At 38.6% G+C, this 23,468-nt stretch carries 25 protein-coding genes, 1 riboswitch and 2 other annotated features; of the genes, 1 reads left to right on the forward strand and 24 read right to left on the reverse strand.

Features of this window, described 5'->3' with window-relative positions; translation table 11 throughout:
- Nucleotides 1–342 precede the first annotated feature (342 nt).
- From trpA to IEV09_RS11145, 23 genes are all read right to left on the reverse strand, one after another.
- A complete protein-coding gene (trpA, locus tag IEV09_RS11035) occupies nt 343–1,122 on the reverse strand; it encodes a tryptophan synthase subunit alpha (RefSeq protein ID WP_188368364.1) in 780 nt (259 codons plus the stop codon).
- Nucleotides 1,115–2,314: a tryptophan synthase subunit beta gene (gene trpB, locus IEV09_RS11040; RefSeq protein WP_188368365.1), complete on the reverse strand. Its 1,200-nt coding sequence runs from the start codon at nt 2,312–2,314 to the stop codon at nt 1,115–1,117. The genes trpA and trpB overlap by 8 nt, the downstream gene beginning before the upstream one ends.
- Nucleotides 2,295–2,939, reverse strand: a complete 645-nt coding sequence (locus tag IEV09_RS11045) for a phosphoribosylanthranilate isomerase (RefSeq protein WP_188368366.1) — start codon at nt 2,937–2,939, stop codon at nt 2,295–2,297. Before IEV09_RS11045 ends, trpB begins: the two co-directional genes overlap by 20 nt.
- Complete coding sequence (trpC, locus tag IEV09_RS11050) at nt 2,936–3,694, reverse strand: indole-3-glycerol phosphate synthase TrpC (protein WP_188368367.1); 759 nt, start codon at nt 3,692–3,694, stop codon at nt 2,936–2,938. The genes IEV09_RS11045 and trpC overlap by 4 nt, the downstream gene beginning before the upstream one ends.
- 10 nt (nt 3,695–3,704) lie before the next feature.
- Nucleotides 3,705–4,709, reverse strand: coding sequence for an anthranilate phosphoribosyltransferase (trpD, locus tag IEV09_RS11055; RefSeq protein WP_188368368.1), 1,005 nt, complete (start codon nt 4,707–4,709; stop codon nt 3,705–3,707).
- Complete coding sequence (locus IEV09_RS11060) at nt 4,710–5,273, reverse strand: anthranilate synthase component II (protein WP_188368369.1); 564 nt, start codon at nt 5,271–5,273, stop codon at nt 4,710–4,712.
- Nucleotides 5,270–6,658, reverse strand: a complete 1,389-nt coding sequence (trpE, locus tag IEV09_RS11065) for an anthranilate synthase component I (RefSeq protein ID WP_188368370.1) — start codon at nt 6,656–6,658, stop codon at nt 5,270–5,272. The genes IEV09_RS11060 and trpE overlap by 4 nt, the downstream gene beginning before the upstream one ends.
- Before the next feature lie 62 nt (nt 6,659–6,720).
- Nucleotides 6,721–6,963: a binding site (T-box leader), on the reverse strand.
- A gap of 47 nt (nt 6,964–7,010) precedes the next feature.
- Nucleotides 7,011–7,244, reverse strand: a binding site (T-box leader).
- A 68-nt stretch (nt 7,245–7,312) separates the two neighbouring features.
- A complete protein-coding gene (locus IEV09_RS11070; RefSeq protein WP_188368371.1) occupies nt 7,313–7,807 on the reverse strand; it encodes a GNAT family N-acetyltransferase in 495 nt (164 codons plus the stop codon).
- 23 nt (nt 7,808–7,830) lie between these two features.
- The gene (locus tag IEV09_RS11075) at nt 7,831–8,292 is read right to left on the reverse strand and encodes an ASCH domain-containing protein (RefSeq protein WP_188368372.1); all 462 of its coding nucleotides are present in this window, start codon (nt 8,290–8,292) and stop codon (nt 7,831–7,833) included.
- A gap of 59 nt (nt 8,293–8,351) precedes the next feature.
- Nucleotides 8,352–9,026 (reverse strand): GAP family protein, encoded by a 675-nt coding sequence (locus IEV09_RS11080; protein ID WP_188368373.1) that lies wholly within the window; start codon nt 9,024–9,026, stop codon nt 8,352–8,354.
- 52 nt (nt 9,027–9,078) lie between these two features.
- A riboswitch (guanidine-I (ykkC/yxkD leader) is annotated at nt 9,079–9,169 on the reverse strand.
- A gap of 108 nt (nt 9,170–9,277) precedes the next feature.
- Entirely contained in the window at nt 9,278–10,258 is a 981-nt protein-coding gene (locus IEV09_RS11085) for a LacI family DNA-binding transcriptional regulator (protein WP_188368374.1), read from the reverse strand.
- Nucleotides 10,259–10,338: 80 nt separating this feature from the next.
- The gene (locus IEV09_RS11090; protein ID WP_188368375.1) at nt 10,339–11,826 is read right to left on the reverse strand and encodes a glycoside hydrolase family 32 protein; all 1,488 of its coding nucleotides are present in this window, start codon (nt 11,824–11,826) and stop codon (nt 10,339–10,341) included.
- Nucleotides 11,827–13,437, reverse strand: coding sequence for an ABC transporter substrate-binding protein (locus IEV09_RS11095; protein ID WP_188368376.1), 1,611 nt, complete (start codon nt 13,435–13,437; stop codon nt 11,827–11,829). It lies immediately after the preceding gene.
- 23 nt (nt 13,438–13,460) lie between these two features.
- Nucleotides 13,461–14,342, reverse strand: coding sequence for a carbohydrate ABC transporter permease (locus tag IEV09_RS11100; RefSeq protein ID WP_188368377.1), 882 nt, complete (start codon nt 14,340–14,342; stop codon nt 13,461–13,463).
- A gap of 15 nt (nt 14,343–14,357) precedes the next feature.
- Nucleotides 14,358–15,236, reverse strand: coding sequence for an ABC transporter permease (locus IEV09_RS11105; RefSeq protein WP_229731714.1), 879 nt, complete (start codon nt 15,234–15,236; stop codon nt 14,358–14,360).
- Between the two features lie 305 nt (nt 15,237–15,541).
- On the reverse strand, nt 15,542–16,312 hold the full coding sequence (locus IEV09_RS11110) for an ABC transporter permease (RefSeq protein ID WP_188368379.1): 771 nt from the start codon (nt 16,310–16,312) through the stop codon (nt 15,542–15,544).
- Nucleotides 16,305–17,240 (reverse strand): ABC transporter ATP-binding protein, encoded by a 936-nt coding sequence (locus tag IEV09_RS11115; protein WP_188368380.1) that lies wholly within the window; start codon nt 17,238–17,240, stop codon nt 16,305–16,307. Before IEV09_RS11115 ends, IEV09_RS11110 begins: the two co-directional genes overlap by 8 nt.
- 155 nt (nt 17,241–17,395) lie before the next feature.
- A complete protein-coding gene (locus tag IEV09_RS11120; protein WP_188368381.1) occupies nt 17,396–17,731 on the reverse strand; it encodes an ArsR/SmtB family transcription factor in 336 nt (111 codons plus the stop codon).
- Between the two features lie 155 nt (nt 17,732–17,886).
- Entirely contained in the window at nt 17,887–18,858 is a 972-nt protein-coding gene (locus IEV09_RS11125; RefSeq protein ID WP_188368382.1) for a diaminopimelate dehydrogenase, read from the reverse strand.
- Nucleotides 18,859–18,988: 130 nt separating this feature from the next.
- Nucleotides 18,989–19,459: a YehS family protein gene (locus IEV09_RS11130; protein WP_188368383.1), complete on the reverse strand. Its 471-nt coding sequence runs from the start codon at nt 19,457–19,459 to the stop codon at nt 18,989–18,991.
- A gap of 75 nt (nt 19,460–19,534) precedes the next feature.
- Entirely contained in the window at nt 19,535–20,344 is an 810-nt protein-coding gene (locus IEV09_RS11135) for an alpha/beta hydrolase (RefSeq protein WP_188368384.1), read from the reverse strand.
- Nucleotides 20,345–20,408: 64 nt separating this feature from the next.
- Nucleotides 20,409–20,954, reverse strand: coding sequence for a DUF1697 domain-containing protein (locus IEV09_RS11140; protein ID WP_188368385.1), 546 nt, complete (start codon nt 20,952–20,954; stop codon nt 20,409–20,411).
- A 13-nt stretch (nt 20,955–20,967) separates the two neighbouring features.
- Nucleotides 20,968–21,837 (reverse strand): aminoglycoside phosphotransferase family protein, encoded by an 870-nt coding sequence (locus IEV09_RS11145; protein WP_188368386.1) that lies wholly within the window; start codon nt 21,835–21,837, stop codon nt 20,968–20,970.
- 130 nt (nt 21,838–21,967) lie between these two features.
- Between IEV09_RS11145 and rluF the strand changes: the two genes are divergently transcribed.
- Nucleotides 21,968–22,675 carry a 23S rRNA pseudouridine(2604) synthase RluF gene (gene rluF / locus IEV09_RS11150; RefSeq protein WP_188368387.1) on the forward strand — a complete coding sequence of 236 codons (708 nt, stop codon included), beginning with the start codon at nt 21,968–21,970 and terminating at the stop codon, nt 22,673–22,675.
- 70 nt (nt 22,676–22,745) lie between these two features.
- On the opposite strand, the gene IEV09_RS11155 is transcribed toward rluF, so the two are convergent.
- Nucleotides 22,746–23,345 carry a helix-turn-helix transcriptional regulator gene (locus tag IEV09_RS11155; RefSeq protein ID WP_188368388.1) on the reverse strand — a complete coding sequence of 200 codons (600 nt, stop codon included), beginning with the start codon at nt 23,343–23,345 and terminating at the stop codon, nt 22,746–22,748.
- Nucleotides 23,346–23,468: the final 123 nt, after the last annotated feature.

The raw sequence follows: 23,468 nt of genomic DNA on the forward strand, positions 1-23,468 counted from the left end.
AGGCTACGATAATTCTACTCGAATCCTTAAAACGGCTCTGACGCCAAGGATTCTCTCCGGTACGCTAACGATTTAATCATGACTTTTTTGTTGATGCTTTAACACTTACAAAACTTTGAAGCTTCCAAGTTGTCTCGCAGAGTTTGCTACTGTATCCATCATTCGCTGTGCTCGAACGGTTTCAGGAAGACATTTTTTTGTAAGAAAACCTAAACTACTCCTACTTATAGACTCATTCAGATAACCATATATGCCCCTAATGGATTAATCAATCTGATTCCCCCTTAATACAAGCAAAAAAAGAAGACGCATCTGCTCTTCTTTTTTTGTGTTAAAAACCTATCATCCCGCATTCCCCGTTAAGTTTAAAACCAATTTTCCTGTTTCTTTGACACCTTTTCGCGCTAATGAATCGACTATTTTCGATCCGACAATTACGCCATCGCAACAGGTATTAAATCGTTCGACGTGCGCTCGTTCTGATACACCAAATCCGGCTAAAACAGGGATTTCGCTCAGTTCGGTGATATCAGCTAAATGTTTGTCGAGGGACTCGCGATACGTTTGGTTGACGCCAGTTGTACCATTAACTGTGACTGCATAAATAAAACCTTGTGCGCCCTTGACGAGTTGTTCAATCCGTTCTTTTTTACTCATTAAAGTTACGAGTTGGACTAACGCAATATCGGTTTGATCGAGTGCTGGTAAAATTAACTCTTGATGTTCATAAGGAATATCCGGAATAATCAGCCCTTTGACGTCGGTTGATTCTAATTCTTTTAACAAACGTTCAAAGCCAAAACGTAAAAAGGAATTGGCATAGCCCATTAAAATTATGGGTACAGGAGCATTGATTTTTTGTAACATTGCGACAATTTTTGCAAAGGTGACTTGATGAGCGAAAGCTTGTTGGGCGGATTTTTGAATGATTGGACCATCGGCTACTGGATCTGAAAAGGGAATTCCCAACTCAATCGCAGTCGCTCCACTGTCAGCTAACATTTGGATTTCTTCTTCGAGTCGTTCCAAACCACTGCCACCCGCGACGATGTATGGGATAAAAAGCTTCTGTCCTTTCGCTTTTTTATCTTGTAAGTAGGTCGTTAAGCTTTTTTCAGTCATTCTTTTCAGCCTCCATTCGATTTTTAATTTGCATTACGTCTTTGTCACCTCGGCCAGATAAACAAACGACAATGATTTTATCCGGTGCGAGTTCGGGCGCTAGTTTAATTAGATGTGCGAGCGCATGTGAGCTTTCCAGTGCTGGAATAATGCCTTCCTTCCGTGAAAGTAAATGAAAGGCTTCGAGTGCTTCATCGTCAGTCACCGCGACGTATTTTGCTCGTTTAATATCGGCTAAATAAGAATGTTCCGGTCCCACACCTGGGTAATCAAGTCCGGCTGAAATCGAGTATGGTTCAATCACTTGTCCATCCGCATCTTGAAGTAAATACATTTTTGAACCATGCAAGACGCCGACTTCTCCTTTGGTTAAAGTTGCGGCATGCTCATTGGTTTCAAGTCCTAATCCAGCGGCTTCCACACCAATTAATTCCACCGTTTCGTCATTAATAAAAGGGGCAAACAAACCAATCGCATTACTTCCACCACCAATACAGGCCATCGCGACGTCCGGTAAACGGCCTTCTTTCGCTAACATTTGCTGACGGGCCTCTTTTCCGATCACACTTTGAAACTCGCGGACCATTTCTGGATAAGGGTGTGGGCCAAGTGCGGAACCTAAAATATAATGCGTATCTTCAATATTGGCTACCCAGTAACGCAACGCTTCGTTGACGGCATCTTTTAGCGTGTTATTTCCCGCCACAACACTTTCTACTTTCGCACCTAAAAGTTCCATGCGAAAAACATTTAGTGCTTGGCGTTCGACATCGAGTGCGCCCATAAATACGGTACATTCCATGCCAAACAAAGCGGCAGCCGTTGCGGTTGCAACACCATGTTGACCGGCTCCTGTTTCAGCAATGATTTTCTTTTTTCCCATCTTTTTTGCTAGCAATACTTGTCCGATCGCATTATTAATTTTATGGGCACCGGTATGATTTAAATCTTCACGCTTTAAATAAATTTTGGCGCCACCTAAGTGATTCGTTAATTGTTCGGCAAAATATAAGGGTGTTTCACGTCCGACATAGTCTTTTAAAATAGTGGCTAATTCCGCTTGAAAGGCTTCATCTTTTTTTGATGCTTCGTAAGCTGAGCTGAGTTCTTTTAATGCCTCCATTAAGGTTTCTGGTACAAATTGTCCCCCATATTGGCCGTAAAAGCCTTTTTCATCTGGTTGTTGATACATTTTTTGACTCCTTTACTGCCTTTATGAAGGCTTGAATTTTTTGACGATCTTTGACACCGTCTGTTTCAACCGCACTCGAAACGTCGACACCATAAGGATTAAAATAGGCAATTGCCTCGCCAACGTTCTCATTAGTTAAACCGCCGGCAATCCAAAAGGTCTTTTGTTGTAATTGCTGGTGCAGATTGCCTGAAATATTCGACCAGTCAAAGACTTGCCCATTGCCGCCTGCGTAACGGTGGTTTTTCATCGGGGCATCGAGTAATAAATGTTCCGCGCGACTTTTCATGATTTGTTGTGATAAATCGACTGCTTGACCGTTCAAGGCTTGAATCATCGGTACCGCAAGTTCTTTTCTTTGATACGTCGGGATGTCTCCATGTATTTGTACGAAATCAAGTTGTGCGATTTCAATGGTGCGTTGCAATTCTTTTAACGTTGGAGAAACAAAGACGCCGACTTTTTGAATGTTTTTTGGAACGGTCGTTGTGATTTCTCGGATCATTTCAGCGGTCACTTGACGGGTACTCGGTGCAAAAACAAAGCCTAAATAATCGGCACCTGCTTCGACCGTGGTTTCAACGATTGCTTGATTTTTTAATCCACAAATTTTTATTTTTGTCATAACCGTTGTACCTGTAATGCTTTTGCGACTTCGGCTGGATTCTCCGCACGCATTAACGTTTCACCGACTAGGACTGCATGATAGTTTTGAGCAACTTGCTCAACATCTTTGGGCGTTTTAAAACCCGATTCACTAATGTACACGACGTCTTTTTTTGTTGGGGCTAATGCGACACTTGTTTCAATGCTGACATCAAACGTTTTTAAGTTACGATTATTGACACCAATAATTTTTGCACCTAATTGTTCCGCAATCGCTAACTCATCGGCATCGTGTGTTTCGACTAAAACTTCTAAGCCGAGTGCCGTTGCTTCTACGTAAAGTTCTTGTAACTGAGCCACCGATAATGCTGCGACAATTAATAAAACGATGCTCGCGCCCGCATTTTTGGCGCGAATTAATTGTTTCTTTGATAAAATAAAATCTTTGCATAATAACGGCACATCGACCACTTGACTAACGGCACGTAAATCGTCAATTGATCCCTTAAAGAAAACCGTATCGGTTAAAACCGAAATCGCACTGACACCAGCTGCTTGATAACGCTGTGCTTGTGCCAAAATATCAATCGTCGGTTGGATATCTCCTTTAGACGGTGACGCGCGTTTAATTTCGCCAATTAAGTGCATCTTCTCTGGATTTTTTTGCACTTGCTCATAAAAGGATGGGCGTAACGTTTTTGTTTGAATCGTTTCTTCTGGCATTTGTTCGATTTCTCGTGCCTTTTCTTGTAAGATCTTATCTAAAAAGTTCATCGACTTCCTCCTATTTTTGCGCCTGTAACAAGGCTTGTAATTTATCATAAGCCGCACCCGATGCGATACACGTTCGAGCAAGATCAAAACCTTCTTCTAGTGTCGTGACTTTTCCATTAGCAAAAAAACCAAGTCCTGCATTTAAGACGACCGTTTCTAAGTACGATGATGCTTGATTTGTTAGAACACTGCTTAATATTTGTGCATTTTCAGCGGCATTGCCGCCGAGAATCGCTTGTAGTGGAACCGTCTGAAAACCATAATGTTCTGGATTAAGAGTGAATGCAGTCACTTTTCCATTTTCTAAAAGCGCACCATTCGTCACACCAGATAAATTGGCTTCGTCCATGCCACCTGCGCCATGTAAAACAATCGCGCGTTTGCGACCCAATTCACCTAGCGTTGCTGCTGTATCCATAATCGTTTCACCGGCATACGTTCCCATTAACTGTGTTTCTAACGGAACCGGATTAATTAGTGGCCCTAATAAATTAAAAATCGTTGGTGTCGCAAGTTCTTGACGAATCTTCATGACTGCTCGCATGCTTGGATGCATGGCTGGCGCAAATAAAAATGCAATCCCAATCTCATTCAACCAATCCGATAGTTCATTCGCATTCGTTTCAAGCCGTAACCCCAGTTGCTCTAATGTGTCGGCGCTGCCTGAACGACTGGAGATACTTCGATTGCCATGCTTCGCCATCACAATTCCACCTGCAGCTAGCACAAATGCAGCGGTAGTCGAGACGTTGAAACTATTCGAATGATCGCCTCCTGTTCCACAATTATCCATCGCATTTTTCGGTGTGTTGCTTAAACGCAGCGCATTTTTTTGCATAACCTTCGCAAAAGCCGAAAGCTCTGCTACGCTGACGCCGTTATATTTTAAGGCAACGAGTAGCGCACCTAACTGACCTTCAGAAAATTCTTGCTTAAAAATCGCTTCGGCAATTTGTTGCGTTTCTTCAAATGATAAATGTTGCCCTTTGTACAGTTGATCCAATAATTGCTGCATTTAGCTCGCCTCCACTATTTTAATAAATTCATCGATCATTCGTTGTCCCTGTGGTGTTCCAAGCGATTCGGGATGAAATTGTAACCCAAAAACAGGATACTCCTTATGTTGTACAGCCATAATCCCATCCGAACATTCAGCCATAATCGTTAAGCACTCCGGTAACGTTTCCCGTTCGACAATATACGAATGGTAACGCATCACCTCAAGCTCCCCTTCAATCATTTGAAACAAGCCGGCTTTTTCATAACTTACAACGGATTGCTTACCATGAACAATTTTCGGTGCACGAATGATTTTTCCACCAAATACTTCTCCCAATCCTTGGTGTCCTAAACAAATACCTAGAATTGGTTTTTCGCGATACGTTTGTTCAATTACGCGAATTAGTAAACCTGCTTCATGTGGCAATCCCGGACCAGGTGACAAGACAATTCCCTTTGCTTCTTTGGCAACGGCTAATAAATTCGGATCGTCATTTCGTAAAACAGTGATTGGGAAATCGGCAAATTGTTGCACTAAGTTATACGTAAATGAATCATAATTATCGACAAGTAAAATCATCTTTCTCCAACCTCCAATAACGCTTTGGCTTTTTGTAATGTCTCAAAATATTCGGCTGTCGGATCGGAATCGTAAACAATTCCGGCACCCGCTTGTACGTAAGCACGTTGATTTTTTAATACCAACGTTCGAATGCCAATGGCAAAATCGGCTTGATTGTCTTGCGAAAAATAACCAACCGCTCCAGCATAGACGCCACGTTTCACCGGCTCCCATTCATAAATACGTTGCATCGCTCGAATTTTCGGAGCCCCACTAACCGTCCCCGCTGGTAATGTCGCCTTTAGCGCATCCATTGCCGTTAAGCCTTTCTTTAATTTCCCTTCAACGAGTGACACAATATGCATCACGTAGCGGTATTTTTCAATCACCATGTAAAGTGGCACCGTCACACTGCCCACTTCAGCAATCCGTCCAATATCGTTACGTCCTAGATCAATTAACATCAAATGCTCTGCCCGTTCCTTTTCATCGGCTAATAACTCTTCGGCTAACTGATTATCTTCAGCCTTTGTCGCTCCACGTTTACGTGTGCCGGCAATCGGATTCGTCATGACTTTATCACCTTTGACTTGAAGCAAACTCTCAGGAGAAGAACCAATCACTTTGGTCTCTTCGTTGAAATCTAAATAATACAAGTACGCCGATGGATTGGATAATCGTAATTTCCGATAATAATCAAAAGGGTTCTGTTTAAATTCCCCCGATAATCGTTGGGAAGGAACCACTTGAAATAAGTCGCCTTGGGTAATCAAATCTTTTGCTTTTTTCACAATCGTTTCGAATGCTTCTTGCGTAAAATGACTGGTAAAGTTTAGTTTTTCCGGCACAAGGGTCGTTTGCTCTTCTTTCGTTGGCGTTTGTAACTCCCTTTCAAGCATAGCCAATTGACTGTCCAGTTGGGCTTCATCGCGTTGACTATACGTATTTTCAGCGACAAGCGTCATTTCTTCTTTTTGGTGATCAAAAATGACAAAACTTTCAAAAACAAACAAATCGATATCTGGAATGCCTAGCTCATCCCTCGGAATTTCACCAATATTTTCGTAACAAGCAATCACGTCGTAACCAATATAGCCAATCGCCCCACCTTGAAAAGGCAGTTCTTCTAGTAATTGATTTTCAGTCAAAACGTATGGCTCAATTTCCTTTAGTGGATCGGTGACTGGATAGCTTTTTTTCTCGTTCGTCAAATGATTCAAAACATGAAAGATTCCCGATTGAAACTGTAATTCTAAAACAGGATTATAGGCAATCACCGAGTAACGGCTCGATTCTTTGTCACGTGGAATACTTTCTAATAAGCATTTATTTTCCCCTCTAATTCGTAAAAAAGCCGATACCGGTGTAATGCAATCGGCATTGATTGTTTTTGTTTTTCTCATATTGACACTCCCTTTTTAAGTAATAAAAAAAGCCCTCAAATCACTGCCATATCCGACAATGATTTGAGGGCGAAAATTCGCGGTACCACCTCAATTGATTCAAACAAACGCTTGAATACTCTCTATCAGCTGTCTAGTAACAGCCTTCCTCTATATCGGGAGTTCCCGGAAATCTCCTACTATTCGTTCAAAGATTCATCTACTAAGCCCATTCATTAATCACAATGTGTCTACGTCCCACCATCCGTAAACTCTCTGGAAACATGATTCGATTAACTACTCTTCTTAGGTTCGATTGATTATTTCATTTTTAAAAACAAAAAAGCCCTCAACCACGCCAAAAATTAGCGTGGTTGAGGGCGATAACATTCACGGTGCCACCTCAAAATAATGAATAAAAATTTCATTTTCTCTATCAAGTATCAAACAATACTCTTTCTCTGTAACGGGAGTTCCCGGATAAAGCCTACTCCATTCAGCTTTTCAGCACGCAAGTCCATTTCATCTAAAGGATTTACTGATTCCCACCACCATCAGCTCGCTGTAAAATCTCATTCAAATTACTTCTCTTGCGTTTCGCTTTTTTTAGATTGAGGTCATCTTATCATGAGAATAAAATGAATGTCAACGATAAACACTCATTTATTTTTAATTTTATTTTCTAATAGACAAACTCATCACAGTAAAAGAATAAATCGATCCATTCGTTGCTTGTTTCTTCTGAGACTCAAAATTAAATCCAACACGTTCATAAACGGCTAACGCTCTTTGATTAAAATCTGCGACAGCTAACCAAATTTTTTTCGGTTTAAATGTTTTCTTTACGTAATCCAACATGATTCGATTGTATTCTGTCCCTAATCCTTTACCCGTCAAGTCCGGTCGAAGTCCTACGCCATATTCAAACTCGCCTTCGGTTTCTTCATAAGGATAAATACAAAAAAATCCAATTAAATTCCCATTTTTTGTTAGTGTAAAATAATGATCGCCTCTTTGATTCGCGTCAATGATTTCTTCGTAATCTTCTCTATCGGCTGTCATATCATAAAAGTCATACGGTGTAGGATATTTCCAGTTATTTGCAATCTCAAGTGCATCTTTTTGAGACATTTTTCCAATAATAAATGAATTCGTATCTCCCTCGTTCATGTTACTTTCCCTCTTTCTAATGATTAGCAGTAACGCTCACTCGATACCATTTCAAATTTTTCAAAGACAAGCATCATATCCGGGTGGTACTGATAGCCGACGATTGCCCCAACGGTATTAAAAAATTCAATGTGCTTTTCTTGCCACGTTTCTAACGTCAAGTCTTCGCCTTCTAGTCGGAAAATATCATAGGTCATGTCATTAAATTTCAGTTTAAGGACTTCGGTTGTTTGAATGATACATTTGGGATTCCCTGAAAAGTCCGTCACAATTGAATAATCCCCAACTTTGGGTTCTGGCTCATTAGTTAAAAAATATTCTTCTTCGGCTGAACTTGTCGCACGTTTCTTTCCTTCCAAGACAAGCTGCAACAAGTGCTCTGCTGATTGTTGGTCACTTCCAAAATAAAATGCTTCAAAATATTTCGTTTCTTTTGGCAGGTTCATTGTTGTTAAAAATTGCTGCCAATACGTTTCAATGTTCATCTAAATTACCACCTCTTTATTCTATTATATCGAATAAAATGACTTTGCCATGTAATTATTTAAAACTGATTCCAACTTTGCCAGAATAAATAAACTCCTAAACAAAGTAAAATAACAGGGATCAATACTTTTTTCCATTGGAACATTTTCAATTGAATCCAGTGATAGAAACGATCAAATTTCGCTTCTTGTGTCCGATAAACAACATACATTAACATCAACGGGCTCATATAAATGATATTATAAATCACCATTAAACCAATAACTAACACAGCTGAAAAGCTTTGATTCATCAACCAACCAATAAAAGCAAAATACGGCAAGGCTGTTGCTAATTCTGAAATAGTCGCACCTACACCTAATAACACTAACGCCTTTGGTGAAAAACTTCCTTTAACGGTTACTTTGGTTTCTTCTAATTTTTGAAAGCGACTATGCCATAAGAACCAAATCAAATAACCGATCACAGCAACACCTAATACTAATAAGATCGATGAAAGATAAGGCGCTAACCCGCTCTTAATACTTTCCCACAATCGAATAAAAAGATCCGATAAACTAAAATAAAATAACACACCACCTAAAAAATTGACAATCCCAGTCGTCAAAATAAAATACCAAATATCTCGTGGTTTTTTGACCAATCCTTGCAAAATAAATTGTTGCCCGATAGCCATTGGATTTAAACTATCGAATGCGCTTGTTGAAATTGTTACGAGTAATGCTTGCCACATGTACTTCTCCTCCTAAATTAAAAAAACCTAGAGGTAACGATCGATTGATCATTACTCCTAGGCTTTTGTCCTACCGTGTACGCAGTGCGCGTTTTCTCTCGGACCAGGCTAGTCGAAACTACGGAACCCTAGAAAACTTTTTTATTCAAGTCCCATTAGTATAGCAACTTTAATTTAGAAGTCAACATTGAAGTTCATTATTGGGTCGTCCCTCTTAGTCAATGACTCGCCAGTTGCTACGAATCGCAATATTAGTTGATTCTTTTTTTAGTTGTCGGTCCTTCGCCAAAATGTACAGGTAATACCGTTCGATTTTCGACTTTTTCTCCTTGGATAACTTTTAAAAGTAATTCTACAGCTGATTCTGCCATTAACTGCAATGGTTGTACAATCGTCGAAACCAGATAAGGAGAGCCATGATAAATTTTTTGACCATCAAATCCGATGACTTGTACCTCGTCTGGGACGGATTTCCCCATTTTTTTTAAAACATCACAAACAATGATTGCCATCGAGTCATTGACGGTAAAAATACCATCGATTCCTGGATTTTCAATTAAAAATGCTTCGATTTTCTCTTCTAGTTCAGACAATGGTTCTAACATATCTAATACAGCGATATCTAATCCAATTTGATTGCATTCAATCTCGAAATATTTTCTCCGACTCTTTGTCTCGTTCGGTGTTTCCTGATAGCCACCAATATAGCCGACTTTTTTACAACCCAACTCTTGCAGTTTTTGAGCAGCTAAACGTCCTCCGCTAATATTATCCGCCGTTACATAAATCACATCTTCCGTAAAGTAACGATCAATACTTACAAAAGGTAGGTTACTCGAAATATAGTCATCAATATCCGAGTAAGTAATACCAATAATCCCATCGACTTTATTTTGAGTCACCATTTGTAAATATTCCTTTTCTTTTTCAACGGCACCATCTGAGTTACACAAATACATCTTGTATTTTCGATGTTCCAATGCTGTCTCCACATGAAAAGCAAACTCTGAAAAATAAGGATTCCAAACAGTCGGTATGATTAACGCTACCGTATAAGTCCGGTTGGTTTTTAGCCCTCTGGCATAATAGTTGGTCTGATAATTTAATTCTTTAATAGCCGCTTCCAATTTTTGACGCGTTGAGTCTTTGACAGAACCATTATTTAAAAAACGAGAAACGGTTCCCACTCCAACACCCGCTCGTTTTGCAACATCTTTCATCGTAGCATTCATTTCATTAGCGACTCCTCTCAATTAATCGATAGGTTCAGTATAATTGAGGGTTCGATAAAATACTAGTAGTATCCAAGGACTTACGCTTTCACTTTCGCTACTTCGAAAGAACCTATATGCGTTTTCCCTTCTGAAACAAACACTAAATCCGTGCCTTTTTCCTTCTCGTAAAAAGTCGCACTCAATACTTCCTGATCATTTACAAAAACTTCAATCGAATTCGTATCACGAAAGATTTCTAAAATTAATTGCTGATTGACCAACTCGATAGGAAAACTTCTCGTATCAATGATTTCCTGTTCCCCACCTTTGATTTCATAGCCAAAGTTTTTGCGGCTAAATGTAAACATCGATGTGGCCGTTTCATAGTTTAAACTCAGGTGTTCAGACTCCTGCTTAGCTAATTGGATCGTAAAGCGTTGTGCCTCAGATAAATCTGCCACCACTTGCATGTAAGTATTATCTTTAATCAAATGATGGAAAACAACCCGTTGTTCCGTTACTTGGATATTTTCTGAGCCGTATTGATACTCTAATTGACTATAAACCTCTGACACCGGTCGTTGAATGAGTCGGTTATTTCTGACCCTTAGCTCACGCGGCAAAGTCATCGAGCCCGCCCACTTATGACCCAAATCATGTGTTGGTAGCGTACGGTCCCACATTTGCATCCAAGCAATCACAATCCGACGATTTTTATCATCAATTAAGCTTTGAGGAGCATAGTAATCCATACCAAAATCCATCTCATGGAAATTTTCAACATGCAACTGTCCCGTCTCCCAATTCATTTCACCAATACAAGCCATTGTCGAGCTAATATTATGGTACTCATGGTCTTTTTTCTTGATTTGAATCGGTGACATGATTAAAACATCTTTGCCATCCAAATGAAAGAAATCTGGGCATTCCCACATGACTCCTTGTTCTGACGTTCCTTCTAATAAAACCGAGAAAAATGACCATTCCAATAAATCTTCCGATGAAAATAATAAGATTTTCCCACGGTTATCTGCTGTTTTCGTGGCAACAACGCAGTAATACAAGTCTCCATGTTGAATGATTTTCGGATCGCGGAAGTCTTGAATTAACCCTTCACTACCTAACAATTTTTCACCAATAACGGGATTATTCACATGCTTTTCAAAAGTCAGACCGTCATTTGAGACAGCGATACATTGTGTTTGAATCACTTGATCACCTTCAGTTACATGTCCGGTATACATTAAATAAAGCTTACCATCCTTTTCAATCGCGCTCCCTGAAAAACAGCCGTCTTTGTCGTACCATTGATCAGGTGCCAGTGCCACAGGTAGTTCTTCCCAATGAACTAAATCTTTTGATTTCACATGTCCCCAATGCATTGGTCCCCATTGACTGTCATAAGGATAATATTGATAAAACAAATGGTATTCGCCCTCATAATAAACAAAACCATTCGGATCATTCATCCAACCAATAGGTGTTGTCGCATGATAATGCGGTCGATAACGCGGATGAACATTGTCTCTATTTTCTTTAATAAATTGTTGTGCTTTTTCTAATGGTGTCACTTCTTTGACTAACAATTATTTTACTCCTTTCACAAAGGTATCATACCCTGCTTGTTTAATTTCTAACCATTCTTCTAACCCGACGCGGTCCAGTTCTGCTAAATACTCGTCCCATTCTGCATCAATTTTCCCGTTCGTTATCCACTCCGCACGCTTTCTATAGGTGTAATCCCACATATCTGTTTCAATTTTAGATAGACGATCAGTTTGCTCTTTTTCCAAAAAGACCCTTGGGTAGTTATTTTCATTATTAACGTAAGGAACATAGTATTCATGCATCAAATCCAGACGCCATTTTGCATCATCTGGCATTGTCGTAACTGTTCCATAGTAGCTGTCTAAGATTGCTAGCGGCCCAGATGCTTCGGTTTTTTGACGTAACTCTCCTGGTGCTTCCCCTGCTAAATCTAAGTGTTGCAACGAACCGTCTTTCAATTCAAAGATATTCGCTTGCTCTGTATCACCGTATGTTCCCCAGTTATTTTGAACCGACTGTAATGGTTCATACATTTTGTCAATCCAACGAGCGGTTAGTTCTAAGTTCTTATTCGCGCTCGTAATGACAAATCGATCACGTGAAAAGCCCATACCATTTGTTCGAGTGATGTGTTTACGTCCATCTGGTCCAGCCAAAACTGGTAAGACATCATACGATTCATTCATCCCCGAAATATTCGCCTTATCCCAAGTGAAGTACACACCATAACGATGTTCTTTTCCTTTGGCTACATAAGTGTTCCAATCTTGCTCAAATGCTTCGATATCAATGAGCCCTTTATCATACATCTGATTAAAATATTTAATTGCCTCTTTGTATCCTTCCTTATCTGCTGTGAACTGTACCTTACCTGCATCATCCACGACTAAATGATCATCGTTATCGCCTTCTCCAAAGGCACCAAACAGTAATTTTAAATCTTCATTTCCGCCATTATTAATAAATGAAAATGGAATTTCATCTGCTTCACCATTGCCATTCGGGTCTTGCGTTTTAAAAGCTTCTAAAACGGTTATTAATTCCTCTGTCGTTGTTGGCATCTCTAGATTCAGAGCCTCTAACCAATCGACATTAATCCATGCCATATCATTGACCGTGTGAATCGATTCTTTTCCTGCACCTAGCTCTTCAATCCAAGGAAGTGAATAAATGTGGCCATCTGGTGCAGTAGACAATGTGCGATATTCAGGCCTTTCAGCAAACACTTTTTGTAAGTTTGGCATATATTGATCAATTAACTCTTCTAAAGGAATGATCACGCCACTTTCAGCCCAATTTAGTAAGTCGTAATCCCCAGCAGCTGCGTTAAAAATAGCGTCTGGTAAATCGCCACTAGCAATATCCAAATTGCGCTTTTCTGCAAAATCTGCATTATAGTTGGTCCAATCAATATGGACATTTAATTCCTCTTCTAATCGTTGGAAAATCAATTTTTCATTCGGATCTTTAGGCGCAAGCGGCCCATTTTGGGAAATCATTTTAAGTGTGACTTTTTCCTCCAACGGAAAAGAAATCCCTTCAAGTTCATAATCCGGACTCGAGGCAGACTTGTCGCCCTTGCTGCCACATGCTCCTAATAAAAAGACACTACATAGTACAATTGGTAAGAGTTTACTTCTCGTTTTCATATTAAATGCTCCTATCTATTTTTTTATCCTTTAACAGAACCGACCAAAACGCCTTTATCAAAATACTTCTGGAAGAACGGATACATAATGATTAATGGTAAACTGGAAATCACTATCGTTGAATATTTAATCAATTCGGCAATTTGCTTCATTTCAGCCATTGCGGTATTGGCACCAACCATATCTTGTGACGGTTGGTTTTGAATTAAAATATTTCTTAAAACCAATTGTAAGGGTTGTAAGTCCGCATCTTTGATATAGATCATCGCATCAAAGTAAGAATTCCATTGGCCAACAAACGCATATAAAAATAGGACAAACATAATTGGTTTGGATAATGGCAGAATGACTTTAAATAAAATTTGCAATTCGTTTGCACCATCAATTGTTGCTGCTTCACTTAATTCTCTAGGCAAGCCGCTAAAATAGGTTCGAGCCATAATAATATTCCACACATTAATGGCTCCAGGAATAATAATTGCCCATACAGTATCTAGCATCCCTAAATTTTTTACTAATAAGTAGGTCGGAATAAGCCCTCCACCGACAAACATGGTAATCACAAAAAAGGTCATCAATACCCCTCGCCCGTAGAGATCTGGCTTTGATAGCGGATAGGCCGTAATCATTGTGACAAACACCGTTATGACACTAAAACTAAAAGAATAAAACAAGGAATTGATAAATCCTCTCACAATCGAATCGTCTGCAAAGACACGCTTATACCCTTCAATTGTCCATTCTTTTGGATTAAAACTAATCCCCTGACTAATCAAGGTTGCTGGATCCATAAAAGACGCAATCACTACGTAGACTAGAGGAACCACTGTAATCATGACTAACAAACCAACTAAAACCCAATTTAACCAAACAACTTTACGATCAAAACTTGTATATTGATTCATTTTTTATTCTCCCCTCTATAATCCTTGTCCATCATTTAGACGCTTGGTAATATTATTAACAATCAATAGTAAGACCACATTAATAATCATATTAAATAGTCCAACGGCCGCAGAATAGGCGTAATTTCCTGACTGTAACCCCACTTTATAGACATAAGTCGATATGATTTCAGAAGCCGGGATATTCATAGATGTTTGCATTAAAAAGGCTTTTTCATATCCGACGTTCATAATATTTCCTGCAGCTAGAATAAAACTAATGACCATAATCGGACGCATTGCCGGTAAATCAATGTGCCAAATTTTTTGTAATAGATTCGCACCATCAATATTTGCAGCTTCATATAAGTCCGTACTTACACTCGCGAGTGTTGCGGTATAAAGAATCGAAGACCAACCCACTCCTTGCCAAATCCCAGATAAGATATAAATCGCACGGAAATAATCCGGATTCGACATAAACATCAAGGGATTACCAGTTATTTTTTGAACAATGGCATTCACCGGTCCGTTAGCTGATAAGAATAAAAATAACATTCCGACAATCACGACTACGGAAATAAAATTAGGTGCATAAAGAATTAATTGCAGTTTTTGTTTGATCTTATCATTTAAAATTTGATTTAAAGACAAGGCCAATAGAATCGGCGGGAAAAAACCTAACAACAAACCAAAGATACTAATCTTCAAGGTATTTTCAAGCAACATCCCAAAATTTGGTGAAAAGATAAATTCTTTAAAGTGAGCCAATCCAACCCAAGGACTTTCTAAAATACCCAGCATCGGATTGTAATCTTTAAAAGCGATAATTGCTCCATACATCGGAAAATATTTAAAAACAAGTGTAAGTAAAAGGCCTGGTAACAGCAATACATACAACCATTTATCACGCATCAATTTTTTCTTTAATTTTCCTTTCTTTTTTATTCCCCTCTGCGGTTTAGATCGCCCTATTTTGATAGCTGCATCTTCCACTTTAATCCCTCCATTCATTTTGGAAACGTTTCTATTTCGTTCTAAAAAAAAGAATAATGTCATTTATTATTTTATTTTGGAAACGTTTCTATTTCATGGGATGAGAATATCACGTTAGCGCTTTCTTGTCAACACACAGATTCATTTTTATTTTTTTAATCCAAACGAAAAGGGAGAGAATGACTGCCAATACAGCCTTTCTATCCCTTTTTTATATCTCGTAGTTAAGATCTTAACCCTTTACCTGTGTCGATCAAGTAATAACAAATAGAATAAAGAGTCATAATAAATAAAATCAATAGAATGATCGATAAAGTGATTGAAACATCGCTTGTTCCTAAGAAGCCATACCTGAATCCTGAAATCATATAAACGATCGGATTAAATTTCGAAACTGCCTGCCAAAATGGTGGCAACATCGAAACAGCATAAAACACGCCACCTAAATATGTCAAAGGCTGTAAAACAAACGTTGGAACAATCGATACATCGTCATACGATTGCGCAAAAACACCATTTATTAGTCCTGCTAACGAAAATAAAATAGCGGTCATCAATAAGGTAACGACTACAATCAACCAAGAATGGACATTGAGCGGTACAAAAAACAACGAAATCATCGTAACGAGTGAGCCTACAAGCAGGCTTCGACCAAGTCCACCAATAACAAATCCCCAAATAATAATATGTGTGGGTACTGGCGCTACTAATAACTCTTCAATATTTTTTTGAAACTTTTGAGAGAAAAATGAAGACGATACATTGGCGTAAGAACTCGTGATTGCCGACATCATTATTAGTCCGGGTACAATAAATTCCATATAAGAAAATCCACCCATATCGCCAATTCGCCCTCCAATCATTTTCCCGAAAATGACAAAATATAAAGAGGTTGTAATCACAGGTGGTACTAACGTTTGGACCCAAATACGTAAATAACGATTGGTTTCTTTAACGGCTAAACTTTTTAATGCGGTGAGATAAAGACTAAACATTTTTTTCCTCCAATGGCCCTTTTTCCTCGGTAATTTTTAAAAACAGTTCCTCTAAACGGTTTGATTTATTACGCATCGATAATACTTTAATCCCTTGGTTACTTAGTTGATTAAAAATCTCATTCACTCCTTGATTTCTTTCAACTTCTACAACAAGTGTCCCTTCATCTTCCAACGAACTTTTGTAACCTACGATTTCTGGTTGTTTCTCATAGGCATCTAAATCAAAAATAAAGGTTTCATGTTGTAATTTAGCTAAAAGAGATTTCATACTCGTATTTTCAATCAATTCACCAGATTGAATAATGCCGATATTACGGCATAGCATTTCTGCTTCTTCTAAATAATGGGTTGTTAAAATAATGGTTGTTCCGTTCTCATTTAATTCTTTTAAAAACGTCCACATTTCTCGTCGTAACTCGATATCGACTCCAGCAGTTGGTTCATCTAAAATCAATAGATTCGGTTCATGCATTAGTGCTCTGGCAATCATTAATCGACGTTTCATACCACCTGAAAGCATTCTTGCACGAACATTCCGTTTGTCCCATAAATTGGATTGTTTTAAATACTTTTCACTGCGTTTGATGGCTTCTTTGCGAGAAACGCCGTAATAGCCTGCTTGGTTCACAACGATTTGTTGCACTGTTTCAAACGGATTAAAGTTAAACTCTTGAGGAACTAAACCAATTTGTTGTTTTGCCCGCTCTAGTTCGGTATCCAAATTATAGTCAAAAACTTTCACTTTTCCAGATGTTTTATTAATGAGTGACGTGATGATTCCGATGGTTGTCGATTTTCCGGCACCATTTGGGCCTAACAACGCATAAAAGTCTCCTTTTTCAACGGATAAATTGATGCCTCGTAGTGCTTCGACACCTGTTGCATATACTTTTTTTAAATCGGTTATTTCTAGTGCATAGGTCATGTTCTAATATCTCCTTACCATTTTATCTCCTAATAAAAAGGTCGGTACTCCTTGGACTACACAGCCTTTTCATTGTAGCTATTTGTGTGACTTCGGGTGTATAAAAAATATGCTTCTAACCACAAAGGTTCGTGACTGATCTCATAGGTCCGGGGTTACTTTTCATCTTTTTCTTCCTTTTGACAATTGCAAAGGGGCACGCTACAAATACAATTTTCATCCTTAGAAAATAATTGCGCCATTGAGTCCAAAAATTGTTCAACAAAACGATCGGTTAATTCGTATCTGTGCCAAATCCCTTCTTTCGTCACTCGTACAACTCCGACGTTTTCTAATAACTTCATATGATGTGAAAGTGTCGGTTGAGTGAAATCAAAATGATCTAAAAGATCGCATGCGCACAAGCTTCCACATGACAATAAATCAATAATTTTTAACCGTTTTGGATTCGCAAGTGCTTTAAGCATTACGGACAGTTCCTCGTAATTCATCGCTATTTCCCCCTCATAGACAATCTTCTATCTATGAATATAGATAACTATCTATCTATTGTCAAACATTTTTATTAAAATGACGTCATACAAAAAAATAATCGTACCCAGTCTATGTTATCTGGATACGACTATTAAAAAATATTTTGTATCTGTTATAGCAATTCTCTTCTTAATGTCTCAACATCAATTGGTGATAAGTATTTGGGTGCAATATCAAAGACCGTCTGTGCCCCAAATTGTTTTTCATTGGCTAGTCGAACAGCTGCACGAGCATACGCGACTAATACACTTGCGGTAAATTCTGGATTGCTTTCTAATTGTAAATTATATTCAATCACTTGTTTCGTTGATTCATTCGTAATCCCCGTATGAAGAACCGTTCCACCATGTGGTGCGGCTTTATGATTTTGATTTAATTCTTCTTGTGAGATGACATACACCGTTGTATCATAATCGGCAAAATAATTCGGCATCGTCACAATTTCTTCGCGAATACGCGCTTCATCGGCACCTGCTTCTAAAACGATAAAACATTCACGTAAATGCTTGTCACGTGTCGTTAAGGTCAGTGCTTCTCCCGCTTTTAAGCGTTCAATCACCTCGGTGTTTGGAATCGTATATTGTGTGGCATCGGCAATGCCGTCAATCCGTCTCAATGCATCGGAATGGCCTTGGCTAACGCCTTTACCCCAGAAGGTATACGTCTCTCCTTGCGGTAAAATACTTTGTGCATATAAGCGATTTAAGCTAAATAATCCTGGATCCCAACCCGTTGAAATCACTGAAACGCGATTGTTTTCTTTGGCAATTTGATCGACTTTTGCAAAATGTTCTGGGATTTTCGCATGCGTATCGAAACTATCGACTGTATTGAAATGATGCGTAATTTCCGGTGTTTGAACAGGTAAATCCGTTGCGGAACCACCGCACAAAATACAGACGTCAATCTCACCTTTTTTTGCTAACAAATCATTCATGTGATAAGCAGTAGCACCTTGTGTTTCAACGGCTTCAGGAGCTCTTCTTGTAAATACCCCAACTAATTCCATATCGGGATTTTGTCTTAGTGCAAATTCGACACCTCGACCTAAATTTCCATAACCAATAATTGCGACTCTAATCATTTTTGCTTCACTCCTTCTCGTTGAATATCAAAATTATACTACAATTGTCGTATAAAGAACACTTTGGCTTTTCACTCTAAAAAAGAACCCAACTCTGTATTTCTACAGTTTTGGGTTCTTGCGGAGAAGATTATTCGCCACGATGTTCAATCATTAAACCTTTTAAAAAGTTACGGGCATAACGATCGCCACATGGTTTATAGTTACGGTGGCCTTCTTTACGTAAAATCGCGCTGATTTCACCTTTTGAGACACGTACGCCGGCTAAATCTAAGTACTCGATAATATCGTCACTTGTTAAGCTGAGGGCGATTTTCACTTTTTTCAATAATAAATTGTTGGCATTGCCGTTGTGTAATTCGAATACGGGTTCATCGCCTTCACGTGCCCCTCGTTGCGAAATGATTAAGCCATTTAAGAAGCGTTCAAACTGTTCATTCGTTAGTTCTACTTCATATTCTTCGTCATTTTTTTTAATCAACATTTCGCGGAATTCTTCTTTAGTAATATCAACGCCACCAAATTTGAAAATTTTGACAATATCTGTATCTTTAATATCTAGCGCATAACGTAAACGTTTCAAGCGGTCATTATTATTCATTCTTGCACCTTCCATTCTTCGTTGTTCATTATACCAAATTTTTGGAGTTGTGCCATTAAGGTTTTAGTGAGTTTTTTATTCACCTGTGACGTTTCCACTATGTAACGTCGCAACATCGTCTTCAAGTGGTAGCCATTCTAAGAAACGTTTTAAATACGTATCCCAAAAATCCCACTCGTGCCCGCCTTTATCTTCAATATAAGTGATTGCGATTTTTTTCTTTTGTAAAAATTGATGGAATTCTCTAACTGATTCGATTAAAAAATCCTCCGTGCCAATCGGTAAATAAATTTCAGGAATCACTTTTTTATTTTTAATTAACTGTTCGACTAAATAATAATAATCTTTGTCACTGCCTTTAATCGTTTCAATCCCACCAAAGACGTTATCATAAAATCCAGCATTAAACGTCCCACTTCCTGCTGTTTCAGGATCTTTTGACCAGACTTGTTTTAAGAACGTTGCCGGTGAAAAAGCACCAATCCGGCTAAATGTTTCATGGTATTTTAACCCATTAACAAGTGCACCGTATCCGCCCATGGATAAACCTGCGATAAACGTATCTTCTTTTTTATCCGATAATGGGAACATTTTACGCGTAAATTCAACGAGCTCATCGGCAACAAAAGCGCCGTAATATTCACCTTGTTCGGGCTTATCGACGTAAAATTGATTTTCACCAGAAGGCATGATGACCGCTAAATTTTTCTCTAGTGCCCAACGTTTAATTCGTGTACCCGTTAAATAATCGTAGTGATCGCCTAATGCACCATGTAATAAATACAAGGTTTTCAGTGGTTGGGTCGCTTCCGTTGGAATAATAGCCGTGAACGTCACCGCGCGAAAGAGTTTTTTTGAGACAAAATTGACTTCAACAAGAGACATAACATAACCTACTTTCTTCTTTATCGATAAGACTAGTTTACCACAAAGAATCAAAGCGCTTCCTTTATTCTATAAGATTCTTCATTAAGTCCGCGATTTTCCGTGTCGTATTGACGTTTCGAACGGTCGTTTTTTTATAAATCGAGTGACTCACGAGTTGCTTCAATCGACTCTTGTTGACATTTTCGCGCGCAACCATCCAAAGAATGGTTCCTGGAATCAAATAGACCGTATCAATTGTCGGATTCGGTTTTAATTGTTCAAGTAAGTCAGTTTCTTCGACTTCTTCCCACAAAAACAAGACATCACTTTTCATCGTCGTATCGTTTTTCCAATCGGACGGTAATGCTGCAATCACAGCTTCGATATCATCGCTATCTCGAATCAAAACAGGAATCATTAAATCAAATGTCGATTGAATCATGGCTTCTATTTTTAACGCTAAACCTTTTTTTGTTTCGTCCTCTGCTTGAAAAACAATATTTCCTGAATGAAGATAGGTCGTGACATTTTGAAAGCCCAGCGATTCAAACCCAATTTTTAATTCCGCCATTTTAATCTTATTATTGCCACCGACATTAATTCCTCTTAACAATGCTACATAAATCATCTGCTTTTCCTCCCTAATTTGGGTCTGCTAATAGTGCGTCTATTGTTCGTTTTGCCCAAAGAGACATTTCTGAAGTTGCTTGAGCAGGATGATAGGAAATTAACGCTTTCCACAAGGCCCAACCTTTTGCACGTTTCCACGTCGCATCATCGCAATTTAAGGCCTCTTTAAACGTCTGCGCATCCTCTGTATCAAAGTAAGTCCAAGCCATCACATAATCACAGGCCGGGTCACCAACGCCTAACACACCAAAATCAATCACAGCGGATAATCGTTCTTCCGCCACTAAAAGATTACCGACCGCTACATCGCCATGCACCCAAACCGGTGTTTTTTGCCATTGACTTTGCGTTGCTTGATCCCAAATAATTTTTAATTTTTCAACTGGAAATAATCCTTGATAAGCGATTAATTTTTCCTTTGTTTCTTGTGCGTAGATACTTAAATCACCACCACGATAAAAGTTGTGTGCACCTGCTACCGGTCCTTTACTTGCATCAATCGCCTGTAATTCTGTTAAAAATCGGGCTAAATCTTTCGCTAATTTGGACGTGTCTTTCACATTTTCTTTCGTTACCGTTTCACCTGCTAACCACTGATTGATAGACCAAGAATATGGGTAGGCATCATTGGGAACCCCTTTTGCTAAAGGTGTCTGAATCGTGCACGTAATCTGTGTTTGAAATTCTGGGAGCCAACGCAATTCTTTTTCAATTTGTGAGGCATAGGCTTTTCCACTAGGTAAGCGTACTGTTTTGTCTGTTCCTAAATGAAAGGTTCGATTGTCGTGCCCACTTTTTTCAACCGGTCGAATCGCTAATTTTTGCCACTCAGGGAATTGTTCTGTCATTAATCGCTTGACTAATTCAACGGTAATATCCATGTTGTGCCTCCATTATTTTTATTACGCTAAGTATAGCATTGCAGATGAGAAAACAGGAATCTTTCTTGCTTTACGGGTAAATTTCAGTATAGTTAAGAGTGAAGAATTTTCTAACAAAGGAAGTGTCCAAATGCGTCTAAATAAATTTATCAGTGAAGCTGGCCGTGCTTCACGACGCGGTGCCGACAAGTTAATTGAAGAAGGCCGTGTCCTGATTAATGGTAAGAAAGCCAAAATTGGTAGTCAAGTCAATCCAGGCGATGATGTGCGTGTCGATGGCAATCAGCTGTATGTTGCCCGTAATAACGTCTATATCGCTGTCAATAAACCGGTTGGTATCACAAGTACGACTGAAAAAGGGGTCAAAGGAAACATCGCGGATCTTGTCAATCATACACCACGTGTCTTTAACGTTGGTCGGTTAGATAAAGATTCAGAAGGTTTGATTTTAATGACCAATGATGGTGATATCGTGAATGAAATTTTACGTTCTGAAGGCCGTCATGAAAAAGAATACATCGTTTCCGTTGATCGTCCGATTACGCCTGAGTTTATTAAAGGCATGTCTGAAGGCGTTCGTATTTTAGGAACAACAACATTACCATGTCAAATCGAACAACTATCAAAATATGATTTTAAAATTATTTTAACCCAAGGCTTAAACCGTCAAATTCGTCGGATGTGTGAAGTCTTCGGTTATGAAGTTTACCGTCTACAACGCCTACGTATTATGAACATCGAATTAGGGAATTTACCCGTCGGTCAATGGCGTTATTTATCCAAAAAAGAAAAAGACCGTCTATTTAGAGACCTTGATTACGAAGCTCGCGAATGGTAAAAAAATAACGCTAGGAACAAGTCACTTGTTCTTAGCGTTATTTTTTGTGTTTTGAATCAATGCTTGAATTTTAATCATTAAAATCTTTTATTTGTAAAGACGCACTACTGTAATTTGAATTTAAATACCTGTAAGCTTTCGTGATATCCATTTTTTTAATGTCTTCATATTTCGGTCTATCTATTTTTTGACCACTTTTTAATGTAATCGAAACAATTTTCCCACTTCTTTCACCTTCTTTTGGATTCTCTATCTCATATTCAACATTTTCAACGCTAAATATTTTAATAGAGCCTTCATACAAAGGTGAGTTTTGTAGCGCATGCTCTTTATGCACGGCTGTCCCATAAAAAATAAAAAATACGGAAGCAACCGCTAAGCAGAATATTTTGGCAGCTTTGGTTAACATAAAATTTCTCTCCTTTCTTTGATTTGATTTTTTTATCTTTTCGGAGGAATAATCTAAACTTTCTAACCCAACTAATTGATCTAAACTTACTTGATATAACTTGCTTAACAAAATCAAATTTTCTAAATCTGGAACGCTTTTTCCGGTTTCCCATTTAGAAATGGTTTGCCTCGTTAAAAATAAGTGTTCTCCTAAACCTTCTTGAGTCAGATTGTTTTTAATCCGTATTTCTTTTAATCTTTCACCAATATTGATTTCCACTTTAAATTCCTCCTACAGCCATTTAAGATTCTCTTAATCTAAAAGTAAAACATCTACTCGTTGCTTTCAAATAAATCCTTAGATATACCGCGCAACGTTTCGTTGACAGTTGATACAGAGCGG

This window comes from Enterococcus alcedinis (genome assembly GCF_014635985.1).
Classification (GTDB): Bacteria; Bacillota; Bacilli; order Lactobacillales; family Enterococcaceae; genus Enterococcus_I; species Enterococcus_I alcedinis.

What these genes read in the sequence shown, in the direction of transcription:
- IEV09_RS11125 (WP_188368382.1), bottom strand. Translation starts at nt 18,858, where the DNA reads ATGATTAGAGTCGCAATTATTGGTTATGGAAATTTAGGTCGAGGTGTC.
- trpC (WP_188368367.1), bottom strand. Translation starts at nt 3,694, where the DNA reads ATGAACTTTTTAGATAAGATCTTACAAGAAAAGGCACGAGAAATCGAA.
- IEV09_RS11075 (WP_188368372.1), bottom strand. Translation starts at nt 8,292, where the DNA reads ATGAACATTGAAACGTATTGGCAGCAATTTTTAACAACAATGAACCTG.
- trpD (WP_188368368.1), bottom strand. Translation starts at nt 4,709, where the DNA reads ATGCAGCAATTATTGGATCAACTGTACAAAGGGCAACATTTATCATTT.
- IEV09_RS11045 (WP_188368366.1), bottom strand. Translation starts at nt 2,939, where the DNA reads ATGACAAAAATAAAAATTTGTGGATTAAAAAATCAAGCAATCGTTGAA.
- IEV09_RS11130 (WP_188368383.1), bottom strand. Translation starts at nt 19,459, where the DNA reads ATGAATAATAATGACCGCTTGAAACGTTTACGTTATGCGCTAGATATT.
- IEV09_RS11105 (WP_229731714.1), bottom strand. Translation starts at nt 15,236, where the DNA reads ATGCGTGATAAATGGTTGTATGTATTGCTGTTACCAGGCCTTTTACTT.
- IEV09_RS11080 (WP_188368373.1), bottom strand. Translation starts at nt 9,026, where the DNA reads ATGTGGCAAGCATTACTCGTAACAATTTCAACAAGCGCATTCGATAGT.
- IEV09_RS11060 (WP_188368369.1), bottom strand. Translation starts at nt 5,273, where the DNA reads ATGATTTTACTTGTCGATAATTATGATTCATTTACGTATAACTTAGTG.
- IEV09_RS11140 (WP_188368385.1), bottom strand. Translation starts at nt 20,954, where the DNA reads ATGATTTATGTAGCATTGTTAAGAGGAATTAATGTCGGTGGCAATAAT.
- trpA (WP_188368364.1), bottom strand. Translation starts at nt 1,122, where the DNA reads ATGACTGAAAAAAGCTTAACGACCTACTTACAAGATAAAAAAGCGAAA.
- trpE (WP_188368370.1), bottom strand. Translation starts at nt 6,658, where the DNA reads ATGAGAAAAACAAAAACAATCAATGCCGATTGCATTACACCGGTATCG.
- IEV09_RS11100 (WP_188368377.1), bottom strand. Translation starts at nt 14,342, where the DNA reads ATGAATCAATATACAAGTTTTGATCGTAAAGTTGTTTGGTTAAATTGG.
- IEV09_RS11085 (WP_188368374.1), bottom strand. Translation starts at nt 10,258, where the DNA reads ATGAATGCTACGATGAAAGATGTTGCAAAACGAGCGGGTGTTGGAGTG.
- IEV09_RS11135 (WP_188368384.1), bottom strand. Translation starts at nt 20,344, where the DNA reads ATGTCTCTTGTTGAAGTCAATTTTGTCTCAAAAAAACTCTTTCGCGCG.
- IEV09_RS11110 (WP_188368379.1), bottom strand. Translation starts at nt 16,312, where the DNA reads ATGTTTAGTCTTTATCTCACCGCATTAAAAAGTTTAGCCGTTAAAGAA.
- IEV09_RS11120 (WP_188368381.1), bottom strand. Translation starts at nt 17,731, where the DNA reads ATGAATTACGAGGAACTGTCCGTAATGCTTAAAGCACTTGCGAATCCA.
- IEV09_RS11070 (WP_188368371.1), bottom strand. Translation starts at nt 7,807, where the DNA reads ATGAACGAGGGAGATACGAATTCATTTATTATTGGAAAAATGTCTCAA.
- IEV09_RS11145 (WP_188368386.1), bottom strand. Translation starts at nt 21,837, where the DNA reads ATGGATATTACCGTTGAATTAGTCAAGCGATTAATGACAGAACAATTC.
- IEV09_RS11115 (WP_188368380.1), bottom strand. Translation starts at nt 17,240, where the DNA reads ATGACCTATGCACTAGAAATAACCGATTTAAAAAAAGTATATGCAACA.
- rluF (WP_188368387.1), top strand. Translation starts at nt 21,968, where the DNA reads ATGCGTCTAAATAAATTTATCAGTGAAGCTGGCCGTGCTTCACGACGC.
- trpB (WP_188368365.1), bottom strand. Translation starts at nt 2,314, where the DNA reads ATGTATCAACAACCAGATGAAAAAGGCTTTTACGGCCAATATGGGGGA.
- IEV09_RS11095 (WP_188368376.1), bottom strand. Translation starts at nt 13,437, where the DNA reads ATGAAAACGAGAAGTAAACTCTTACCAATTGTACTATGTAGTGTCTTT.